General features: G+C 38.8%; 17 protein-coding genes. 8 read left to right on the top strand and 9 right to left on the bottom strand.

All coding sequences use genetic code 11. The features are described from left to right. Positions 1-8: 8 nt before the first annotated feature. On the bottom strand, positions 9-545 hold the full coding sequence (gene hpt, locus JKP34_RS01970) for a hypoxanthine phosphoribosyltransferase (RefSeq protein ID WP_201917166.1): 537 nt from the start codon (positions 543-545) through the stop codon (positions 9-11). 14 nt (positions 546-559) lie between these two features. Further along, positions 560-1,477 (bottom strand): M20/M25/M40 family metallo-hydrolase, encoded by a 918-nt coding sequence (locus JKP34_RS01965; RefSeq protein WP_201917164.1) that lies wholly within the window; start codon positions 1,475-1,477, stop codon positions 560-562. 119 nt (positions 1,478-1,596) lie between these two features. Between JKP34_RS01965 and upp the strand changes: the two genes are divergently transcribed. Both upp and JKP34_RS01955 read left to right on the top strand, forming a co-directional pair. Continuing rightward, on the top strand, positions 1,597-2,247 hold the full coding sequence (gene upp / locus JKP34_RS01960; protein WP_201917162.1) for a uracil phosphoribosyltransferase: 651 nt from the start codon (positions 1,597-1,599) through the stop codon (positions 2,245-2,247). Beyond that, entirely contained in the window at positions 2,247-3,203 is a 957-nt protein-coding gene (locus JKP34_RS01955) for a calcium/sodium antiporter (protein ID WP_201917160.1), read from the top strand. Before upp ends, JKP34_RS01955 begins: the two co-directional genes overlap by 1 nt. On the opposite strand, the gene sdaAA is transcribed toward JKP34_RS01955, so the two are convergent. Continuing rightward, positions 3,204-4,118: an L-serine ammonia-lyase, iron-sulfur-dependent, subunit alpha gene (sdaAA, locus tag JKP34_RS01950; protein WP_201917158.1), complete on the bottom strand. Its 915-nt coding sequence runs from the start codon at positions 4,116-4,118 to the stop codon at positions 3,204-3,206. A 96-nt stretch (positions 4,119-4,214) separates the two neighbouring features. Between sdaAA and hemE the strand changes: the two genes are divergently transcribed. Then, complete coding sequence (hemE, locus tag JKP34_RS01945) at positions 4,215-5,243, top strand: uroporphyrinogen decarboxylase (RefSeq protein ID WP_201917156.1); 1,029 nt, start codon at positions 4,215-4,217, stop codon at positions 5,241-5,243. A 242-nt stretch (positions 5,244-5,485) separates the two neighbouring features. Here hemE and JKP34_RS01940 read toward each other — a convergent pair whose 3' ends face one another. Next, the gene (locus JKP34_RS01940) at positions 5,486-7,114 is read right to left on the bottom strand and encodes a carbon starvation CstA family protein (RefSeq protein WP_201917154.1); all 1,629 of its coding nucleotides are present in this window, start codon (positions 7,112-7,114) and stop codon (positions 5,486-5,488) included. Between the two features lie 111 nt (positions 7,115-7,225). On the opposite strand from JKP34_RS01940, the gene guaB reads away from it, so the two are divergent. The 3 genes from guaB to JKP34_RS01925 are packed head-to-tail and all read left to right on the top strand — an operon-like array spanning position 7,226 to position 9,631. Continuing rightward, entirely contained in the window at positions 7,226-8,698 is a 1,473-nt protein-coding gene (guaB, locus tag JKP34_RS01935; protein ID WP_201917152.1) for an IMP dehydrogenase, read from the top strand. Positions 8,699-8,734: 36 nt separating this feature from the next. Then, positions 8,735-9,046: an antibiotic biosynthesis monooxygenase family protein gene (locus JKP34_RS01930; protein WP_201917150.1), complete on the top strand. Its 312-nt coding sequence runs from the start codon at positions 8,735-8,737 to the stop codon at positions 9,044-9,046. Between the two features lie 6 nt (positions 9,047-9,052). Next, a complete protein-coding gene (locus tag JKP34_RS01925; protein WP_201917148.1) occupies positions 9,053-9,631 on the top strand; it encodes a methyltransferase family protein in 579 nt (192 codons plus the stop codon). A gap of 1 nt (position 9,632) precedes the next feature. Here the strand turns inward: JKP34_RS01925 and JKP34_RS01920 are convergent, their stop codons facing one another. The 3 genes from JKP34_RS01920 to JKP34_RS01910 form a co-directional block, all read right to left on the bottom strand. After that, on the bottom strand, positions 9,633-10,013 hold the full coding sequence (locus JKP34_RS01920) for a hypothetical protein (RefSeq protein ID WP_201917146.1): 381 nt from the start codon (positions 10,011-10,013) through the stop codon (positions 9,633-9,635). A gap of 186 nt (positions 10,014-10,199) precedes the next feature. Then, positions 10,200-11,402 carry a THUMP-like domain-containing protein gene (locus JKP34_RS01915; RefSeq protein ID WP_201917144.1) on the bottom strand — a complete coding sequence of 401 codons (1,203 nt, stop codon included), beginning with the start codon at positions 11,400-11,402 and terminating at the stop codon, positions 10,200-10,202. Continuing rightward, the gene (locus tag JKP34_RS01910) at positions 11,386-12,396 is read right to left on the bottom strand and encodes an aspartate-semialdehyde dehydrogenase (RefSeq protein WP_201917142.1); all 1,011 of its coding nucleotides are present in this window, start codon (positions 12,394-12,396) and stop codon (positions 11,386-11,388) included. The genes JKP34_RS01915 and JKP34_RS01910 overlap by 17 nt, the downstream gene beginning before the upstream one ends. A 107-nt stretch (positions 12,397-12,503) precedes the next feature. On the opposite strand from JKP34_RS01910, the gene JKP34_RS01905 reads away from it, so the two are divergent. Beyond that, positions 12,504-16,184: a lamin tail domain-containing protein gene (locus JKP34_RS01905; protein WP_201917139.1), complete on the top strand. Its 3,681-nt coding sequence runs from the start codon at positions 12,504-12,506 to the stop codon at positions 16,182-16,184. 215 nt (positions 16,185-16,399) lie between these two features. Here the strand turns inward: JKP34_RS01905 and JKP34_RS01900 are convergent, their stop codons facing one another. Continuing rightward, positions 16,400-18,298 (bottom strand): CocE/NonD family hydrolase, encoded by a 1,899-nt coding sequence (locus JKP34_RS01900; protein ID WP_201917137.1) that lies wholly within the window; start codon positions 18,296-18,298, stop codon positions 16,400-16,402. A gap of 67 nt (positions 18,299-18,365) precedes the next feature. On the opposite strand from JKP34_RS01900, the gene JKP34_RS01895 reads away from it, so the two are divergent. Next, positions 18,366-19,277, top strand: a complete 912-nt coding sequence (locus JKP34_RS01895; protein WP_201917135.1) for an SMP-30/gluconolactonase/LRE family protein — start codon at positions 18,366-18,368, stop codon at positions 19,275-19,277. 8 nt (positions 19,278-19,285) lie between these two features. Here the strand turns inward: JKP34_RS01895 and JKP34_RS01890 are convergent, their stop codons facing one another. After that, entirely contained in the window at positions 19,286-19,546 is a 261-nt protein-coding gene (locus JKP34_RS01890; protein WP_201917133.1) for a hypothetical protein, read from the bottom strand. Between the last annotated feature and the right edge of the window lie 82 nt (positions 19,547-19,628).

Raw genomic sequence — 19,628 nt, 5'->3', positions numbered from 1 at the left:
ATAGAATATTAAGCATCTTGATGCAATTGATAAATTTCAGGCAAACCACGTCCTAAACCATCATAATCAAGGCCATAACCCACAACAAACTTTGAAGGAATAGAGAAGCCGATATAATCAGGAGTTTTCGCCTTTGTTTGTGACTCGGGTTTGTGAAGTAGCGAAACAACCTTTACAGACTTAGGGCCTAAATCATTAAATACCTCTTCGAGATGTGATAAGGTAATTCCGCTATCTACTATATCTTCAATAAGCACAATGTCACGCCCAAAAATGTTTTCTTTTAAACCAAGCAGCTCTTTTACATTTCCTGTGGATTGCATTTCATCATATGATGAAACCCTAATAAAAGTGATTTCGACATCCATTTTTAGCGCACGGATTAAATCTGCAGAAAATACAAATGCACCGTTTAGCACACATATGAAAAGAGGGTTCTTACCTTCGTAATCTTTTCTGAGCGTTTCTCCCATTTCCTTAATGCGATTCTGAATTTGTACATCACTTAAGTAGGGTACAAAGCTTTTATCTTTTAATGTAATCATAGAATACTATCAAATTATAAGGCAGACATAAGCTTACGATAGAGAGATATCATAGCCTCTATGTCCTTTTTATGAACCTTTTCATCCGGTGAGTGTACATTGTCTTCTGGTGCACCAACAAAGCACCAATCAATAGGGTAAGGTGATTGTTGTAACTCTCGGCCATCACTTGAACCAGAAGCTTCAACCTCAAGCTGAAAAGGAATATTGCTATCAGTAGCTATATCAATTATTTTTCTGATGAATGTTTGGCGAGGCACATTTCTATCTCGCATAGAAATAGCTACACCTTTTCCATGCTGAACACCTTCAGTTACCCATGTAATGTCAGCAATTAGAGCTTGTTTAACCTTGTATTGCTCATACATGAGTTTGGCCAGAAACGGAACAGTTCCACCTCCATGTTCTTCCCAACAGGAGAAAATGATCATTCCGTTTTCAAGTGTTTCAGCTAATTTGAGACAATTAAAAATACCTAGTCTGTTGTCTAAATAACAAGATTGGATGTATTCGCCTGTTTCTCTAAAGTCGCACTCAAATGTTAAACTGGTACCAGTATCAATACCTCTGCCGAATTTATAGAAAACCTGACCTTCATCGTTAACATCCAGTTCGCAGGCAATTGGTCCTAAAGAGTCTTTACCGCTTAATTTATAACCGCTTTTTGCCTCAGGTCCTCCAATGGGTACCAGTTGATTTTCATACCTAACTGTAAACCCAATAGAATCCATATGTGCATATACTGCCGTTCTGGGTTCTCCAAAAACTAATACCAGGCAATCTTGCAATTCTGAGCCATATATTAACTTGGGTTGTACCTTCCAGTTCCTCTGGTGATTGTTAATATAATCCAGAAGAAATGCCTTCATGGTATGTTCTTCACCCGAAGGAGCATGAGTTTCACATAGCGTTTTGAGCAATGAATAATCCATAGGCTGCAAAGGTAAAGGCTTTTATGCAGGCGGATAATTATTTCTTTCAATTAATTTCATAAAAAATAAATTTATCTTTAGGTTTAGTGAATTCAACCTTACGAGAACCACCACATTGAATGTTTATTTTAAACAAAGAAAATAGCATTGCTAACCATTTTTTGGCTGAACTTAGAGAAGAGGCCATACAAAAGGATCGTTTAAGATTTCGTAGGAACCTTGAAAGAATAGCCGAATTGCTGGCTTACGAAATTTCAAAATCTCTTTATTATCAGACAAAACAAATAAACACTCCGTTAGAAACTACTCAGGTGCAGCTGTTGCATGAGTTTCCGGTAATTATAAGCGTGTTAAGAGCAGGCTTGCCATTTCACCAGGGCTTTCTCAATGTTTTTGACCATGCTGACTCAGGCTTTATTGGCGCTTATCGTAAACACCAATCCGAAACGGAGTTTGAAATTGCAATGGGATATGAAGCACTACCGCCAATGGAAGGGAAAACGGTACTTTTGGTTGACCCGATGTTGGCAACAGGCAAATCATTAGTGGAGGCTGTTAACCATATTCAAAAAATTGCTAAACCTGAACGCTTTTTTATAGCAAGTGCTATAGGTACCCCAGAAGCAGCCAGTTATTTAGAAGAGTCTTTACAAGTAAATTATCAAATATTTCTAGGCGCCTTAGATAGAGGGCTCAACGAAAAATCGTACATTCTACCAGGATTGGGAGATGCAGGGGATTTAAGCTATGGTGCCAAGCACACAAATTAATGCCGTTAAGTAATACCATATTGCTCTTAGTTGGTCTGGTTACCCTTATTATAGGAGGTGATTTATTAGTTCGTGGAGCCTCCAGAATAGCATTAAGGTTTAAAATTTCTCCACTTGTAGTAGGAGTTACCATAGTGGCTTTTGGTACATCTGCACCTGAGTTACTCATAAGTGTTCAGGCAGCTTTAACAGGCAGTCCGGACATTACCATGGGCAATGTTATAGGGTCAAACATTTGCAATCTTGCCCTGGTATTAGGTATTACCTCGCTGATAGCACCAATACCAGTAAATTCCGATAGTATTAAGATTGACTGGCCTATGACAATGGGCTCTTCTCTATTACTTTATTTTGTTGTTAGAGAAGGATTGGTCGATAATTATGAAGGCGTTGTCTTTCTAGTAATTCTGGTATTATATGTCATCTTTATTATCAGAAGGTCAAGAAAAAACAATATTGCTATTGAGAGTTTGGGGATTGAAGTTAGTGAAGATAGCATAAACAAGTCTTCAAAAATTTGGAAAGAACTAGGCCTGATAGCAATAGGAGGAGCAGGGCTTTATTATGGCTCCGATTGGTTTGTAAATAGTGCGAAAGATTTGGCAATCTACCTTGGTGTAAGTGAAAGAATTGTTGGTATAACCGTTGTTGCACTTGGAACTAGCTTACCTGAATTAGTTACCTCTATCGTGGCGGCCTTCAAAAAAGAGACAGATTTAGCGCTGGGTAATTTGATGGGGTCTAATATTTTCAACATACTGTCCATTCTAGGTATTACCAGTATCATTGAAGAAATAGTAGTGAGCTCAGTAATTCTTAATTCAGATATGATTTGGATGCTAGCCATTACCTTGGTGTTGTTTCCATTTATGGCCTTTAACAAAAAAATAGACCGCTATGAAGGTTTAATTCTTTTAGCGGTCTACGTCTACTACACTATAAATGTAATTATGTAATTATTGTTGCTCCTCGCTATCCTCATCTTCAAGCATTTCAATATCCTGAATTAATACCCTTTTAGATATTTGCTGTCCAGTAAGTGTGGCGGCCAATCCACCCATAGCGGTTTCTTTGTAGCGAGATTCCATGCTATTGCCAACTTCACCTAATGCATCTACACATTCATCTACAGGAATAACACCACTCACATTAGAAAGGGCAATTTGAGCAGAAGAGTTGGCTATGGCAGCAGCACTAGCATTTCTTACTACACACGGCACTTCTACCAGGCCAGCTACAGGGTCGCATACCAAACCAAGCATACACTGAATGGTAATAGCAACAGCATTAAATATTTGGTCAACATCACCTCCAAGGCAATAAACTATTGCACCAGCTGCCATTGCTGCAGCACTTCCTGTTTCTGCCTGGCAACCACCCACTGCACCTGCCAATGATGCTTTTTGCTCAATTATCAGTGCAATTCCTGCTCCGACTAAAAGACCTTCCAATATTTTTCTATCCGACAAGTCATGGATTTCCTGGAGCGTATACATAGTTCCAGGAAGGATGCCGCTGGCACCAGCTGTAGGTGCGGCCACAACTCTACCCATACATGAGTTTACTTCCTTTGCAGCCAAGGCTCTTGCAATCAGCTTCTGAAAATGCGGGTCCAGCACGGTCAAAGGGTTTTGATAAACTTTTTTTGCACCATTATTAACCATGCCAGAGCGGGAAGTCATGTCCTCTTCAAGGCCTGTTTTTACAGCATCGCGCATTACATCATAGGCTTGCTGAAGACCTTTCCAAACAGCTTCTTCCTCATTTCCTTTCTGGTCAGCTTCGTATTCAAGCACAGGCTCATATAGTTTGAGTTTCTTCTCCTCACAATATGCTTTCCACTCTTTGAAGTCATTAAATAATATTGCCATGATGTTTATCTTTTCTTCTACTTATTAATCGGCAAATAAACATAAAAGTTTATGATTTGAATAAAGTCTCTGATAATATGCTTTTATATTTGCAGCATGGTATTTCAAAACGACTTAGTATTACGCGCAGCAAGGGGAGAGAAAGTTGAACGCACACCGGTTTGGTTGATGAGACAAGCAGGAAGAATTCTTCCTGAATATAGAGCTGTGAGGAATAAATTGAGCGGCTTTATAGAGCTGGCTCAAACGCCTGAATTAGCAGCAGAGGTGACTATTCAGCCCGTTGATTTATTAGGAGTAGATGCAGCCATTATATTTTCTGACATATTGGTAATACCGGAAGCTATGGGGTTACCCTATGAGATGGTAGAAAAACGAGGGCCACATTTTCCTAAAACTGTTGAAACGGAGAGTGACCTTGCCAACCTTAGAGTGGCTAATGTAGAAGAAAGCTTGAGCTATGTTACTGAGGCCATTAAAATAGTAAAGAACGATTTAAACGGCAGAGTTCCTTTAATTGGTTTTGCTGGTGCACCCTGGACCATTTTTGCTTACATGATTGAAGGAGGAGGAAGTAAAACTTTCTCTAAAGCCAAGGCTATGCTGTATACTAATCCACAGCTTTCGCATAAGCTTCTTCAAATGATTACGGATAGTACTATCAATTATTTGAAAGCTCAGGTAATGGCCGGTGCTGATATGCTACAGGTTTTTGATAGCTGGGCAGGCATTTTATCGCCACAGCAATACAATGAGTTTGCCATCCCATACATTAAGCAAATCGGAGAGGCTATAGAAGAAGTGCCTAAAACTATTTTTGCCAAGGATGCACATTATGTGCTTGAAAGCCTCGCTGAATTATCTTACAATACCATTGGACTAGATTGGACGCTTGATCCTGTGCAATCAAGAAAAAGAGTAGGAGATAAGACACTTCAGGGTAATCTGGATCCTTGCGCTCTTTATGGGGATTATGATAGCATCACAAAAAACACAAAAAACATGCTTGATGCCTTCGGTAGAGATAAGTATATAGCCAATTTAGGTCATGGCTTATATCCGGATATTAATCCTGATAAGGTGAAGCATTTTATTAATGTGGTGAAGGAACATTCTAGCAAATAATTCCAACTGGCAGGGTGGTTAGTGTGTCTTTAAGGCATGAAAAATAGTCGAAAAATTATCCTGTCTGCATTTTTTCTCATTATTGTGGGTTTATGCGCCTGTCAGAAAGAAGAATGCAAAAAATGTGTTCAGACAATATGCGGAATTGCCTCTTGCGAGGAATACGAAACTATTGAAAGCTGTGATCAAGCAAAAATAGATAGTTTACAAGCTAATCATGGTAATGTTTACTGGACTTGTAATTAAGCTATTACTTCATTTTGCTCTTTTTGTAAACTTTTATAAGCTAGTCTTATCAAGACAATACTCAATAGCATTAAGGCCAATGCAATACCAGCTAGTACGAATAGGCCGTTTCTGAAATTCTCTACAGTAAAAAGAAGCAAAGAACTTAAAGTAACTGTAAACATGAAAAACATAGGAAGCACTACATAAAGTGAGGGCTTCTTTTGTTTGATCAACCAAACGGCAACTGTTAATAATGCAATGGCTGCTAATAATTGGTTAGCGGAACCAAATATTGGCCATACTGCCATAAATTCACCTGAAAGGAGAAGTAGTACAGCGCAAATAATTACTATTGAGGTGGCAACATATCTGTTGGTTCCAATCTGCTGAGACTGTTTGCTTTTTCGGCCCTCGAAATATTCCTGAAAAGTAAAGCGTGCTAGTCTGGTACAGGTATCCAAACTGGTTAGGGCAAACGTTGAAACAGTAAGGGCTACAAAAGTTACGGCCAAGTTTTCTGAAATGCCTAAAGTGGAAATGACTACTCCTAATCCATCAGCAAATAAATTTACTGGACCCTCTGCTGCTAGCCTGCTTGTATAAGCTCCTCTGTCAATTACCAAAACAGCACCAACGGAAATAATGGCGAGAAAAGATTCAATGAGCATACCACCAAAGCTGATCATCTTAACATCTTTCATTTTGTCGACCTGCTTAGCTGTAGTGCCAGAAGCAACTAAGGAGTGAAATCCACTTATAGCCCCGCAAGCAACAGTAACAAAAAGCACGGGAAAGATATACCCAAGGTCGTCACTTTTGAAATTGACCGCACTGTCCATCTCAATGGTAGGATTGGAAAAGGCCACACCTACAATGGCAGCCAAAATGAGTCCGTACAATAAAAAGCTACTCAGGTAATCTCTTGGCTGTAGCAAGAAAGGCATTGGTGCTACTGAGGCAATAAAGGAATAAGCCAAAAGTGCAAATACCCATATTTGATAGCTTGCATCAATAGGAAATGCATTACCTAAGAAGATGAAGTAATAGGTTAAACCAACCCCGATTGCTGATAAAATAACAAAAGCAATTCTATTCTCTTTTATAAGTTTTGAAGCTTGCCCAAAGATGATGGCTAGAATAATGAATAAAAGTGAAGAGGAACCCACTTCCGGATTCTTGACAAATGTTTTAGCAATAATATCAGCAAAAACGGCTATCACTAAAATCAATGTGGAAAAGCTAAAAATAAGAAACAGTTGCTTTCCTCTTTCGCCAATATATGATTGAATTACAGTCCCTATTGATTTTCCTTTATGCGATAATGAGGCTACCAGACTTGTGGTGTCATGTACTGCGCCAAAAAATACTCCGCCTAGCAATATCCAGATTACTGCTGGAATCCACCCAAAAGTAACAGCGATGATTGGGCCAATGATAGGCCCAGCACCTGCAATGGAGGCAAAGTGATGACCTAACACAACAAACTTATTGGTAGGCACATAATCAACACCATCCTTCAAGCTATGAGCGGGCGTGATTTGGTCTTCCTTATAACCAAGGCTTTTAAGTACAAAGCGCCCATAATATTTATAAGCGATTATCAGGAAAACACCAGAAATGACAAGTAATACAATTAAACTCATAAATAGCTCTTCTCTTAGGCCGTTAACAAAATAATAATATGTACAAATTTTATTAAATGAAAGTATGTTCGTACTTTTGCCCTGCAAATAATCACCAGTAATTATTTGCATATGAGTCTCGACACATCCAAATTCATTTACGAAGCTTTAACATACGATGACGTATTGTTGCTTCCAGGTTACTCTGAAGTTCTTCCCAGAGATACACATACTACCACTAAGCTTACACGAAATATCCAGCTCAATATACCATTGGTATCAGCCGCAATGGATACTGTAACAGAAAACGACCTGGCAATTGCTATGGCGCTTGAGGGTGGTTTAGGTTTCATCCATAAAAACATGAGCATTGAGAAGCAGGCACTTGAAGTGCGTAAAGTGAAGCGTTCTCAAAGCGGGATGATTCTTGATCCTATTACTTTGCACATTGATAGCACAGTAGGTGATGCGCTCAAAATCATGCGTGAAAATAAGATTGGAGGCATTCCGGTGGTAGATTCTGAGAAGAAACTTATTGGCATTGTTACCAACCGTGACCTTCGTTTTCAGAAGGACGCCAGCAAGGCGGTGAGTGAGGTAATGACCAAAGATAATCTGATTACTGCTGAAGAAGGTATTAACCTTGAAGGTGCCGAAGAAGTACTACAACAACATAAAATAGAAAAGCTCCCAATTATTAATAAGTCAGGTACTTTAATGGGACTTATCACTTATAAGGATATCCTTAAAAAGAAGGATAAGCCTAATGCCTGTAAAGATGAGTTCGGTAGATTGAGAGTGGGCGCAGCTGTAGGAGTTACGCCTGATATTGAAGAAAGAATAACGGCCTTAAAAAATGCTGGTGTTGATGTAGTAACTATTGATACAGCTCACGGACATAGTAAAGGAGTGATAGATACTGCAAGACGTATCAAGAAATTATTCCCTGATTTGGAAATGATAGTGGGTAACATTGCTACGCCAGAAGCAGCCAAAGCTTTAATTGACGCGGGTGCAGATGCCGTAAAAGTAGGTGTTGGTCCGGGTAGTATTTGTACTACCAGAATTGTTGCAGGCGTAGGAGCACCGCAGCTTTCAGCAGTTTATGAAACTTATAAAGCCATTAAAGACACAGGCGTACCAATTATTGCTGATGGCGGTATTCGCTTTTCAGGTGATGTTGTTAAGGCATTGGCTGGTGGTGCTGACAGCGTGATGATAGGCTCTCTTTTAGCAGGAACAGAAGAAGCCCCTGGTGAAATGATTCTTTTCGAAGGAAGAAAATTCAAATCATATAGAGGAATGGGCTCATTAGAGGCTATGAATGACGGTTCAAAAGATCGTTACTTCCAGGATGCTGAAGATGATATCAAAAAATTAGTGCCTGAAGGGATTACAGGCCGAGTTCCATTCAAAGGCTTAGTTTCAGAAGTTTTACACCAACTCATTGGTGGATTGAAAGCAGGTATGGGCTATTGTGGAACAGGCTCTATTGAGGAATTAAAGCGGGCTAAATTTGTGAAAATAACCGCTGCCGGTGTTGCTGAAAGTCATCCGCATGATATACATATCACGCGGGAAGCACCGAACTATAGTAGAAAATAAATTGAATGGCGTACTTTTAAGTACGCCTTTTTTGTAATGATTAATTCAGAGCTGCCATATTATGCTGTTATATTCACATCGGTAAAAACGAATGATGACAAGGGCTATCAACAAATGGCTGATTTAATGGAGCGCTTAGCTTCAGAACAAAAAGGCTTTTTAGGAATTGAATCCGCAAGAAATGAAATAGGGATTACTGTTTCTTACTGGAAAAGCCTTGAAGCAATTAAGCTGTGGAAAGCGCATATTGATCATCAGGCTGCACAGAAATTAGGACGTGAAAAATGGTATGCATCTTACACCGTAAGAATTGCCAAAGTAGAAAAGGAATATAGCCATGAAAAATAGATCAATTTGAATCAGTTAGTACCATATATAATTCTCATCATTGGCTGGCTTATGTTTGGGTTTGCTCATTCTGCCATGGCTACCACATCAGTTAGAAAGTCCATTGGTCTGTCGGATTTGAACTATCGTAGGCTTTATAATGTACAGTCTTTACTATTCCTGCTTTTGCTTCTTATATATGGAGCCACAATTGATAGCCAATATTTTTTAGCTGATAACAAGGCAAATAAAGCGATTGGCTTAATGCTGGCTACTTTTGGGTATCTTATTATTAAGTTAGCCTTTAAGCAAATTAGCCTCAAGAGCTTTCTGGGCTTTAGAGAAGAGAAGCAGACAGAGCTGATTACAACGGGAATTTATGCTAGGGTAAGACATCCGCTTTATACGGCTACACTTTTAATTGTGTTTGGTTTTGTAGTTTTTAGTCCTTCCTATACTAATGCTATTCATGCCATTTGTGTAACGGTTTACATTTTCATAGGAGCTTATTTTGAAGAAAAGAAGCTGTTAAAAACCTATGGAAGCCAATATAAGGATTACAGAAAAAGGACACCTTTTATTTTACCGAAGTTATTTAATAAATAGCTTATTCATCAAGCCATTTTAAAGCTTCTTCTTGCTCATTAAAATTTTTCTTAGGCATAGCCGATTCTCTTGAAACACCATCTAGCTGCATTTGAGAAACTTTTTCCTTTTGTAACTCTGCTACCTTTTTAACACCAGCTTGCCTAATCTTTTCCTGAGCTTTTTTATGTAAGTCTCGCACCTCGGCAGGATGTATGGCCATTTCACGAGCATCAGTTAATAGCGTAAAACCAGGTTTGAGTTTATTTAAAGTTTTTTCCCAATCCGATAGATAGTCTTGTACCTCTTCGGCTCGCCAAAAACCTTTTATAGTAAGAAAAGCCCTGTTTCTTATTGGGTCTGCTGAAAGTTCATATTGAGAATTGTTGGCAATAGTCTGCATAAAAGTATCTTTATATTTAAAAATTACTATCACGAAAGCAACATGCCTATTTTACAGTTTGTTTTGATAATTCTACTAACCACCATTTTTTTTGGATATATAAGGCCTTGGTGGGTATTGTGGTGGAATGATTCTCCCAATCGGCTGAAGGTTTTGAAGTATTATGGAATTCCTCTGCTGGTAGTTCTAGCTATCTATTTTGTCACAAAGTAACAGGGCCTTGGTATTATCTGATAGTGTGCAGGCAAAAAGGTATTGATTTCCCCCATCTTTAATGCCTAATTTTTTCTTTAAAGCTTCAACAGCCACTGGAAAATTTCTCGTTTTTAAATTGGCCTTTCCACCTTTCAAAACTTTGCTAAGTGCTTTTTTCTGTGGAGCAAGCTTATGATTTATTTGATAAATCCTTCCGGGAAAATCAGTTGCTAATGTGTTAGAAGTAAAGAGGTTGGTGTTCTGGTGTAGTTTTATCAAATCAAATGAATCGGCTAAACTATTAAACAACCCTGACTTCATCAATGCAGGAGAAGGCTCATATAAATAATGCTTTGGTTGCTCTATTCGGATGCTATTTTGCTGCTCTTTGATTTTATTTCCCTCAAATGATTGATAGACATTTCCTTCATCATCAAGCTGAACCACTTTGATTAATGGGTTTTCATAAATTTTGTCATCAATTAGGAAGAGCAACTCTTTTACTTCGTTCTGCCATTCAACAATATGAACAGCTGATACGTGTTGATTCAATTCTTGACATGCTTTTTCTATATCGAGCATAGGCGCTGCCTTCACCATTACCAGATCAGCTTTTTTTAACAGCTGTGGTAGCAATTGTATTAAGTTGGGCTGACAATCTTCCCATTGGAAAACACGCTGCATCTTTTGGTCCCTTCTTGCCGGATCCAGAAAAATACAGTTTACTGCATCGGTCTGATTCTCTAAATATACTTCGGCCGTTTTATTGAAAACAACAATATTAACATCCAGCTGCTCAAAATTATATTGAGCAATTTTATAAAGCTGTGTTTGCTGCTCAACATAATTTGTCTGCTTAAAACTACTACTTAGATAAAAGGAGTCTATACCAAAACCACCTGTTAAGTCGATTAATGAGTCTCCCTTTATTAAACTTGCCTTATACTTAGCAGTAGCTTCTGAGCTACATTGCTCCATAGAAAGTGGAGGAGGAAATAGTAGGTTTTTGTTCTTATAGAGAGAGGGGAGCTTATTTTTGGCCTTTTGTCTGGCAGCAATTTGCGAAGCTATCTCTTGTATAGGAAGATCAGCATTGCTGCCATGCTTTAAAACCAATTGAGCAGGATCATCCTGCTCATGTTGGTTAATAAATTTTAATATTTCATCCAGCTTCGGATTATCTATCAAATCCATGAGGATGTACTAAACTATGCTTTACCATGTATTCAGCTATTTGCACGGCATTTGTGGCAGCACCCTTTCTCAGGTTGTCGGCTACTATCCACATGTTGAGCGTATTTGGAGCTGAATCATCTCTTCTGATTCTTCCAACGAAAACATCATCTTTACCATGCGCATTTATCGGCATTGGGTAAAGGTTGTTTTTAGGATCGTCCTGTACTACTACGCCATCGGTATTACTTAATAGAGACTTCACTTCATTAATTTCAAAGTCCTTCTCGAAAGTAACATTTACTGATTCTGAGTGGCCACCAACAACAGGAAGCCTCACGCAAGTTGCGGAAACCCCAATAGAAGGATCGCTGAAGATTTTTCTGGTCTCATTCACCATCTTCATTTCTTCTTTGGTGTAGTCATTTTCCTGAAATACATCAATATGAGGCAGCGCATTCATATCGATCTGATGAGGATAAACCATTGCCGCCTTTTCACCTTTGCGCTCAGCAGTCATTTGGTCTACAGCTGCTTTACCTGTTCCGGTAACTGATTGATAAGTTGAAACAACAATACGCTTGATCTTATATTTTTTGTGCAAAGGAGCTAATGCCAATACCATCTGAATGGTGCTGCAATTGGGGTTAGCAATAATTCTATGGTCTATTTTGAGCTCTTTGGCATTTATTTCGGGCACAATCAATTTGATGCGCTCATTCATTCTCCAGGCAGAGCTATTGTCAATCACTATGGTACCAGCTTCTTCAAATTTTGGAGCCCATTCTAGAGAAGTACTTCCGCCAGCTGAAAAAATAGCCAGATCAGGTTTTTGCTCAAGAGCTTGAGCAAGGGTGATGACGGTATATTCCTCCCCTTTAAAAGACATCTTTTTGCCTGCTGATCGCTCAGAGGCTACTAATAATAGCTCATCAAATTGAAAGTTTCTTTCTTCTAAAACTTTCAGCATTTCATTGCCCACTAAACCAGTGGCGCCCACTACTGCTAACTTCATACGGGTATTATTTTACAATTATTTAGCTCACATTCATGAACTTGTCTTATAATTAATAAACACAAAATTAATATATTTAGCTTAGACTAAAGCCTAAGTTAGCTACTATGAACCGCATTATTTGTTTATGGTTTTTTTTGTTTGCCGCTGGCACTATTCATGCGCAGGTGGTAAATGATGATTTTTCCGATGGTGATTTTACCAATAGTCCTTCATGGCAAGGCAATGCAGATGCTTTTATTGTAAATGCTGAAAATCAGCTACAACTTAATTTTACAAGCACAACTCCAGAGCCGAGTTATTTAGCTACCAATTTTACTTCTACAAGTTTGGATGATAAAGAATGGCGGTTTGATGTTCAGTTAGCTTTTTCTCCATCTGGCTCAAATAAATTAGTTATTTATTTGGCTAGTTCAACCAGTGATTTGCTCGACTACCAGAATACAGCCAGTGTGCAGCAAGGCTATTATCTGGAAATAGGAGAGACTGGTTCCGATGATGCCATTTCCTTGTTTTATAGAGATGGCGAAACCAGCACCTTAGTCACTCGAGGAGCTAATGGCCAGTTTGCCGATGCTTTTGAAAAAACTATTCGAGTGCGCAGAGATGCCGGTTCCAATTGGGAAATTGCAGTTTCTGATGTTGGTGCTGAAAACTTTATAGTTACTGCTACTGCTCAGGATAATTCGCTTTCTGAAACTACTATTCTTGGGGTGCTTTGCTTTTTTACAGCAACTAGAAGCGATTTGTTTTATTTCGACAATATCTATTTCGGAGACTTTGTAGTCGACACTACACCTCCAATTATTACAGATGCCTTAGTTTTAAATAGTCTTCAGATAAGACTTATATTTTCTGAATCCCTTAATGCAAGCACGGCAGAAGACATAAACAATTATACATTGCAAGCTGGGGATATCATTCCTGAATCTGCGATACTTAATGAGGATACGGTTTTAATTACTTTTAATAATGAATTTCAGAATGGTCAATCTTATATCCTACAAATCAATGGCATAACTGATGATATTGGAAATGTGATGGAGCCGTTTAGCTTTGAATTTGAGTACATTGATCCTGAGCCAGCCGCTTTCGGAGACATTATCATTACAGAATTCCTGCCTGACCCCACTCCTTCGGTTGGTTTGCCGGAAGGAGAGTTCATAGAAATTTTAAACAGATCAGATAAGTTTATTGATTTGGACGGCTTTACCATTTCTGATAATACAGATAATGAAGCAATCGTTCCGCCTTACATTTTAAGACCAAATAGTAGGATCATCTTATGTCCATCAAGTGTTCTTGAAGCATATCAGGAAATAAACGAAGCTATTTCGCCCACTACATGGCCTTCATTAAACAACAGCTCTGATAGCGTTGTGATTAAATCCGCAGAAGGGTTAACCCTAGATAGTTTAGGCTATGATTTAAGTTGGTATCAGGATGAGGAGAAAGAAAGTGGCGGCTACTCTCTTGAAATAATAAATACGCAATTAAGCTGCTTTGATAAGGCGAACTGGGCCGCATCAGTTAGCGATCTGGGAGGCACACCAGGCGCAATAAATAGCATCAATGACGAAAGCTTTACAGGTAATTCTCCAGAGATTGATTTTGTCGAAGTCAGCTCTCCGATAGCAGTCATAATTAATTTCGATAAGCTCATGAACAGGACCTCTTTGCTCGGTGCCAATTACCTGCTAAATGGGGAGCCGGTTAACCTTGTTGCCATTATGAGCCCTGCCAACAGTCAAGTTTTATTGACATTTGATGATGAATTTGTCAATGGTCAGTCGTACACCATTTCTGTAGAAGAGGTGGCCGATTGCAATGGAAATGTAGCGACCAATCTTAGCTATACTTTTATTTACGATGAATTAGCACCTGAAATAACGGATGTTTTTGTTTTAGCCGATAGTCTCTTATTGGTAAGCTTTGATGAGATGATTCTTGAATCTATGGCAGAAGATACGAGCAACTATATACTTCTTCCATCGGACACTGTTAAAAGAGCAAGCCAGTACGATTCAGTAACTGTTTTACTGACGCTTCAAAATGATATCACAGCTGGTAATAACTACTCATTAAGAGCCGATAGCATTCAGGATATGTTTGGAAACGTAGCTGTCAATGAAGTTTTTGAATTTGAATATACCAATGCACCTGACTTTGGCTATAATGATTTGCTGATTACAGAGGTAATGGCCAAGCCAATTCCAGATCAGCTTTTACCCAATAGAGAATATCTGGAAATTTATAACCCCACTGATTTAAAGAAATCTCTGGTTGGGCTTCAATTGTCCGATTCCAGAGACACTACCATTTTCCCAGTTTCATTTATTGAGCCTAATGAATATTTAATTATATGTCCAACATCAGCAGCAAATGAACTTAGTGAATTTGGAAGAGCCATTGGCCTAAGTCCCTGGCCAAGTTTAAACAATGCAGGTGATTCATTAAAAGTTTTAAATCATCACAATGCACTAGTTTTTGAGTTGAACTATGAAGAAGACTGGTATAACGAAGAGTTTAAAGCAGAAGAAGGAGGCTGGTCGCTTGAAATGATTGATATTACCAATCCTTGTGGTGGAGCATCAAACTGGACCGCTTCTCAGGCGAGTGCCAGAGGAACACCGGGTATTGAAAACTCGGTAGCAGAACCCAAGCCAGACTCTTTTGGGCCGAGCATTGAAAAGGCTTTTGCAATATCTGTTAATAGCATTGAAGTAACTTTTAATGAATCTTTGGATATTGAACGACTTAATATATCTAATTTCCAGATAACTCCCGCCATTCAAGTAGATAGTATTTATAGAATTAGTACCAATGAGCTTAGGCTTTTTACAGAAGAAATGGCTTTTAGAACGGCCTATCAACTTAGTATTTCCAATGTTTTCGACTGCGCAGGAAACGCAGTTGCTGATGATGGAAGCAGTATTGCTTTTGCTTTACCAGAAGAGGCTGTTGCCGGAGATGTAATTCTAAATGAAGTCCTTTACAATCCTGCAAGTGGAGGAGTTGATTTTATTGAGTTAATCAATCTTTCTCCAAAGTATATCAACCTTAGAGGCTGGCATATTAAAGGGAGTTCTCAGGAAGAAACGATTTTTGAAGGGGAAGATATAATCATAAACCCTGAGCAATACTTTGTCCTTACAGAGAATAAGGAAGTGCTTATTAACCAATATGCCACATCAGCGGTAGTAGAAAATATCTACGAAACAGATTTGCCATCATTTCCCAATGATGAGGGTCTTGTACTTGTTCAGTCGGCTGATTCCACTTTTGAAGAAGCCTTTAATTACTCCAGTGATTTCCATCTCAGTTTCTTAAGATCTGAAGATGGTGTTTCCCTGGAAAGAATTTCTCCTGAAGCACCGATAGACTCCCCTGAATCATGGAAGTCGGCAGCTTCAAGCGTAGGCTATGCAACGCCTGGAGCACCTAACTCACAATTAAACGAATCAGGAATAAATCGGGGCACTTTAACGGTAAATCCGCCAAGCTTTTCACCCAATAGACCAGGAAGAAGCTATACCTTAATCAACTATGAATTAAGCAATGCCGGAAACCTGGCAACCGTGAAAATTTTCAATAGCCGTGGCCAGCTGATTAAAACTTTAGCGAATAATGAGACCTTAAGTAGTACTGGCTTTTTCCGTTGGGATGGTGATGATAACACAGGCAGAAAAGTAGGCGTAGGTTACTATTTCATCTATTTTGAGCTTTTTAACTCAAACGGCAACACAGAAATTTTAAAGGAAAGAGTAGCAGTTGGAGGAAATTTTTAAAAATATTTTTAACCCTTTCCAACCTTTCCAAACCAACAAGTGTCTCTTAGTCAAGAGATTTTGGTTGAAATCTTTTCTGTGAGTGGCTGGTTACCGTTCATAGTTTTATGGTTGTAGGCGAAAAGGGGAGCATTGCTCCCCTTTTCTGTTTAACCCTATTTGTAACAAATCATAGCATGACTCTAAGTCATACTATGAATTCGATTCGAAGAGTTTTATTTAATTTCAAAGTCTAGCGAGGCAGGAATCGTTTTCAATTCGCCAATCTCAATTTTTGAATCTCCCATCACCGTAATTTCCGCTTTTATGAAATCTTCTTCATTAGCTTCATAAATGTTTTCCACATATTTCTGTGGGTTTCGGTCAATATAAGGAAACCAGGTGCTTTGTATTTGCACCATCACTTTATGCCCTTTTTTGAAAGTGTGTAAAATATCCTGCAGCCTGAAAGCCACATCAGTTGCTTCACCAGGAGTAAATGGTTCTGGTTCCGCAAAGCTATTTCTAAACCTGCCTCTAAAAACCTCAGCACGGACTAATTGCTGGTAATTGCCCATCACAATGTTTTCAGGATTATGCTCATAGCTTTCATGATCTGGTGGATAAACATCAATAATTTTTACAATGAAGTCGGCATCCGTAGACGATAAAGCAACCTTCAACTTAGCCATTATTTCTCCCGCCAACACAAAGTTTTCATCAAGAGGATCAGTCTCAAAAGTTAATACATCAGGTCTTCTGCTGGCATGTCGTTGGTCGTCTGTCATGTAGGCACGAGGGGTAAAAGTTACCGGCTCTGTGAAACTGGTATAAGGCACAGGCTTTTCTGGATCAGAAGTATAGCTAAATGATGCATCAGTATCGCCTTCCTCATTAATGACCAGCTTGCCATTTTGCTTAAATGCTAAAGTAGTAGTGCCAATTTGTGGAGGCCAAACTTCGAATTTCTGCCACTCTTTTAAACCCGTATCAAACATATAAGCCTCAGGCAAGGCCGGTTTGCCTTTATTATCTCTAAGGAAATGATTGAAAAAAGTTCTCTCTATCTCTTTCTGGTAGAAGGTAGAAATGCTATCTCCAAAATAGATATGGTTTACCGCCTGAAAGCCTTTTTCTCTTGCCCAGTCACCGTGGCTCCATGGGCCCATTACGATAGTATTGTATGCTTTAGGACTTGTTTTCTCTACCGTTTTATAAATATTTAATGGCCCGTAAAGGTCTTCGGCATCGAACCAGCCGCCTACAACCATCACCGCATGCTCAACATCATCCAAATGTGGAATCAAACTTCTCTTTTGCCAGAATTCGTCATAATTAGGGTGTTCAACGGTTTGTTGCCAGAACTCATTGTCATAATGAATATCCTTGGTGATATTTTTAAGTGGACCCATTTCTAAATGATAATCATAACCATCCGTAGCATTAGGCTTTCTCATGCGTTGAATTTCTTCCGTATACCATGATTCTTTTGTAGGCTCAGTCTGGTAACCAAAAACCGGATAGGCAGCAGTATAGCTTTGTAAATAGGCACCATTATGGTGGAAATCGTCAAAGAAGAAATCACCTATTGGCGCTTGTGGAGAGCTTGCTTTTAATGCAGGGTGTGCATCAGGTAAAGCAGCTGCGGTATAAAAGCCGGGGTAAGAAATTCCCCACTGACCCACCTTGCCATTGGTTTTTCCCTTTAAGTGTTTAAGCAGCCACTCAATGGTATCGAAAGTATCAGAACTTTCATCCGTTTCTTTTTTGTGTTTGTTACCGGGGATATTAGGCGTCATGTTTGTGAAATCACCTTCTGACATCCAACGGCCGCGCACATCCTGATAGACGAAGATAAAGCCATCTTCCATCAAATACTTTGAAGGCCCTAATTGAGATGGAAATTGATCTTCCCCATAAGGACGGATACTATAGCAGGTTCTTTTCATCATTATTGGGTACTCGCCTGCTTCTTTTGGTGTATAAATGGCTGTGTAAAGCTTGATGCCATCTCTCATAGGAATGTAGACTTCCTCTTTATTGAAATGCTCTTTTACATAATTGCTTTCTTCTTGTGCTTGTGCTGCTACCGTAATTAGTAAAAGCACCAGCATACTGTAGAATATTTTGGTCATAATGGTTAGTTTGAAATGTAAGTGTTTAATTTAGTTCAAAAAAGAGGTTTAATCAATCAGACATCAAATGAAGTATCTATCTATTCCATCAGTGGTAAAAATTATATTGAGTTTTACTTTTTTAGGCATGCTGCTCAGCTGTAATTCTGAACGACAGAAGACGCTTTTAGCTGAAGGTGCCAGCCTGGAAGTAATTGCTGAAGACTTTAGTTTCACCGAAGGGCCAACGGCTGATAAAGAGGGGAACATTTATTTCACCGATCAGCCTAATAATAAAATTTACAAATACAGCATTGATGGTGAGCTCAGTGTTTTTATGGATAATGCAGGCAGATCAAATGGTTTGTATTATGACAATGGATTTATATGGGCTTGTGCAGATGCATATAATCAGCTTTGGAAAATAGACTTAGATAAAAAGGTTGATGTAGTTTTAAATGCTGATAGTTCACAAACTTTCAATGGCCCTAATGATGTTTGGGTGCATCAAAAAGGATATATCTATTTTACTGACCCACTTTACCAACGACCTTACTGGGGTGAGCCACATGACACCTTAAAATATCAAGGATTATACTTTATGCCTGATGAAAACGCTTCTCCTATTTTGGTAGATAGCTTGCTTATTCAACCGAATGGGATAGTCGGAGATAGCAAAAATAATTTACTTTATGTGGCGGATATAGGTGATGGAAAAACCTATAGTTATGCTATTGACCCTGACGGAGCACTAACAAATAAAATGCAATTTGTAGAGCAAGGTTCTGACGGTATGACCCTTGATGAGGAAGGAAATTTATATTTAACCGGAGATGGAGTAGACATTTATAATACAGAGGGCGAGCACATTCAACATCTTGATGTTCCAGAAAAATGGACTGCCAACATCTGCTTTGGAGGAGCTAATAATGATGAGATATTTATTACCGCAAGTAAAGGCTTGTATAAGTTGAAGATGAATGTGAAAGGAGTGAGGTAATCCTTTACTTAATACTCTGAAAAATAAATGCACATACCTATTTTACTCATGATGCTCATAGAGTTTGTACTGAGTACGCCTCCACCGCCAGAACTAAGACTTCTGCTATTAAAACCAATATCAGCTACGTATTCATCATGAGAGAGACGTTGTCCTTTATTTGTAAGCCACCTTTCTAATACATCAAGTTGTGTAGCTAAGTCCCAAATATCATTACATAACCAATCTAATTCCTTAGCGGAATTCTTAACATAAATCTTTATAGGCATCGATCTATTTTATACACTACTTGAAAGTTTCTAACTCTAATTTCAATATGCCTGATAAAAATTTAATCATAGCATGACTTCA

Source organism: Marivirga atlantica (assembly GCF_016734805.1).
GTDB lineage: Bacteria > Bacteroidota > Bacteroidia > Cytophagales > Cyclobacteriaceae > Marivirga > Marivirga atlantica.
The sequence above is the reverse complement of the archived record's forward strand: the minus strand, read 5'-3'. Positions and strand labels throughout refer to the sequence as shown.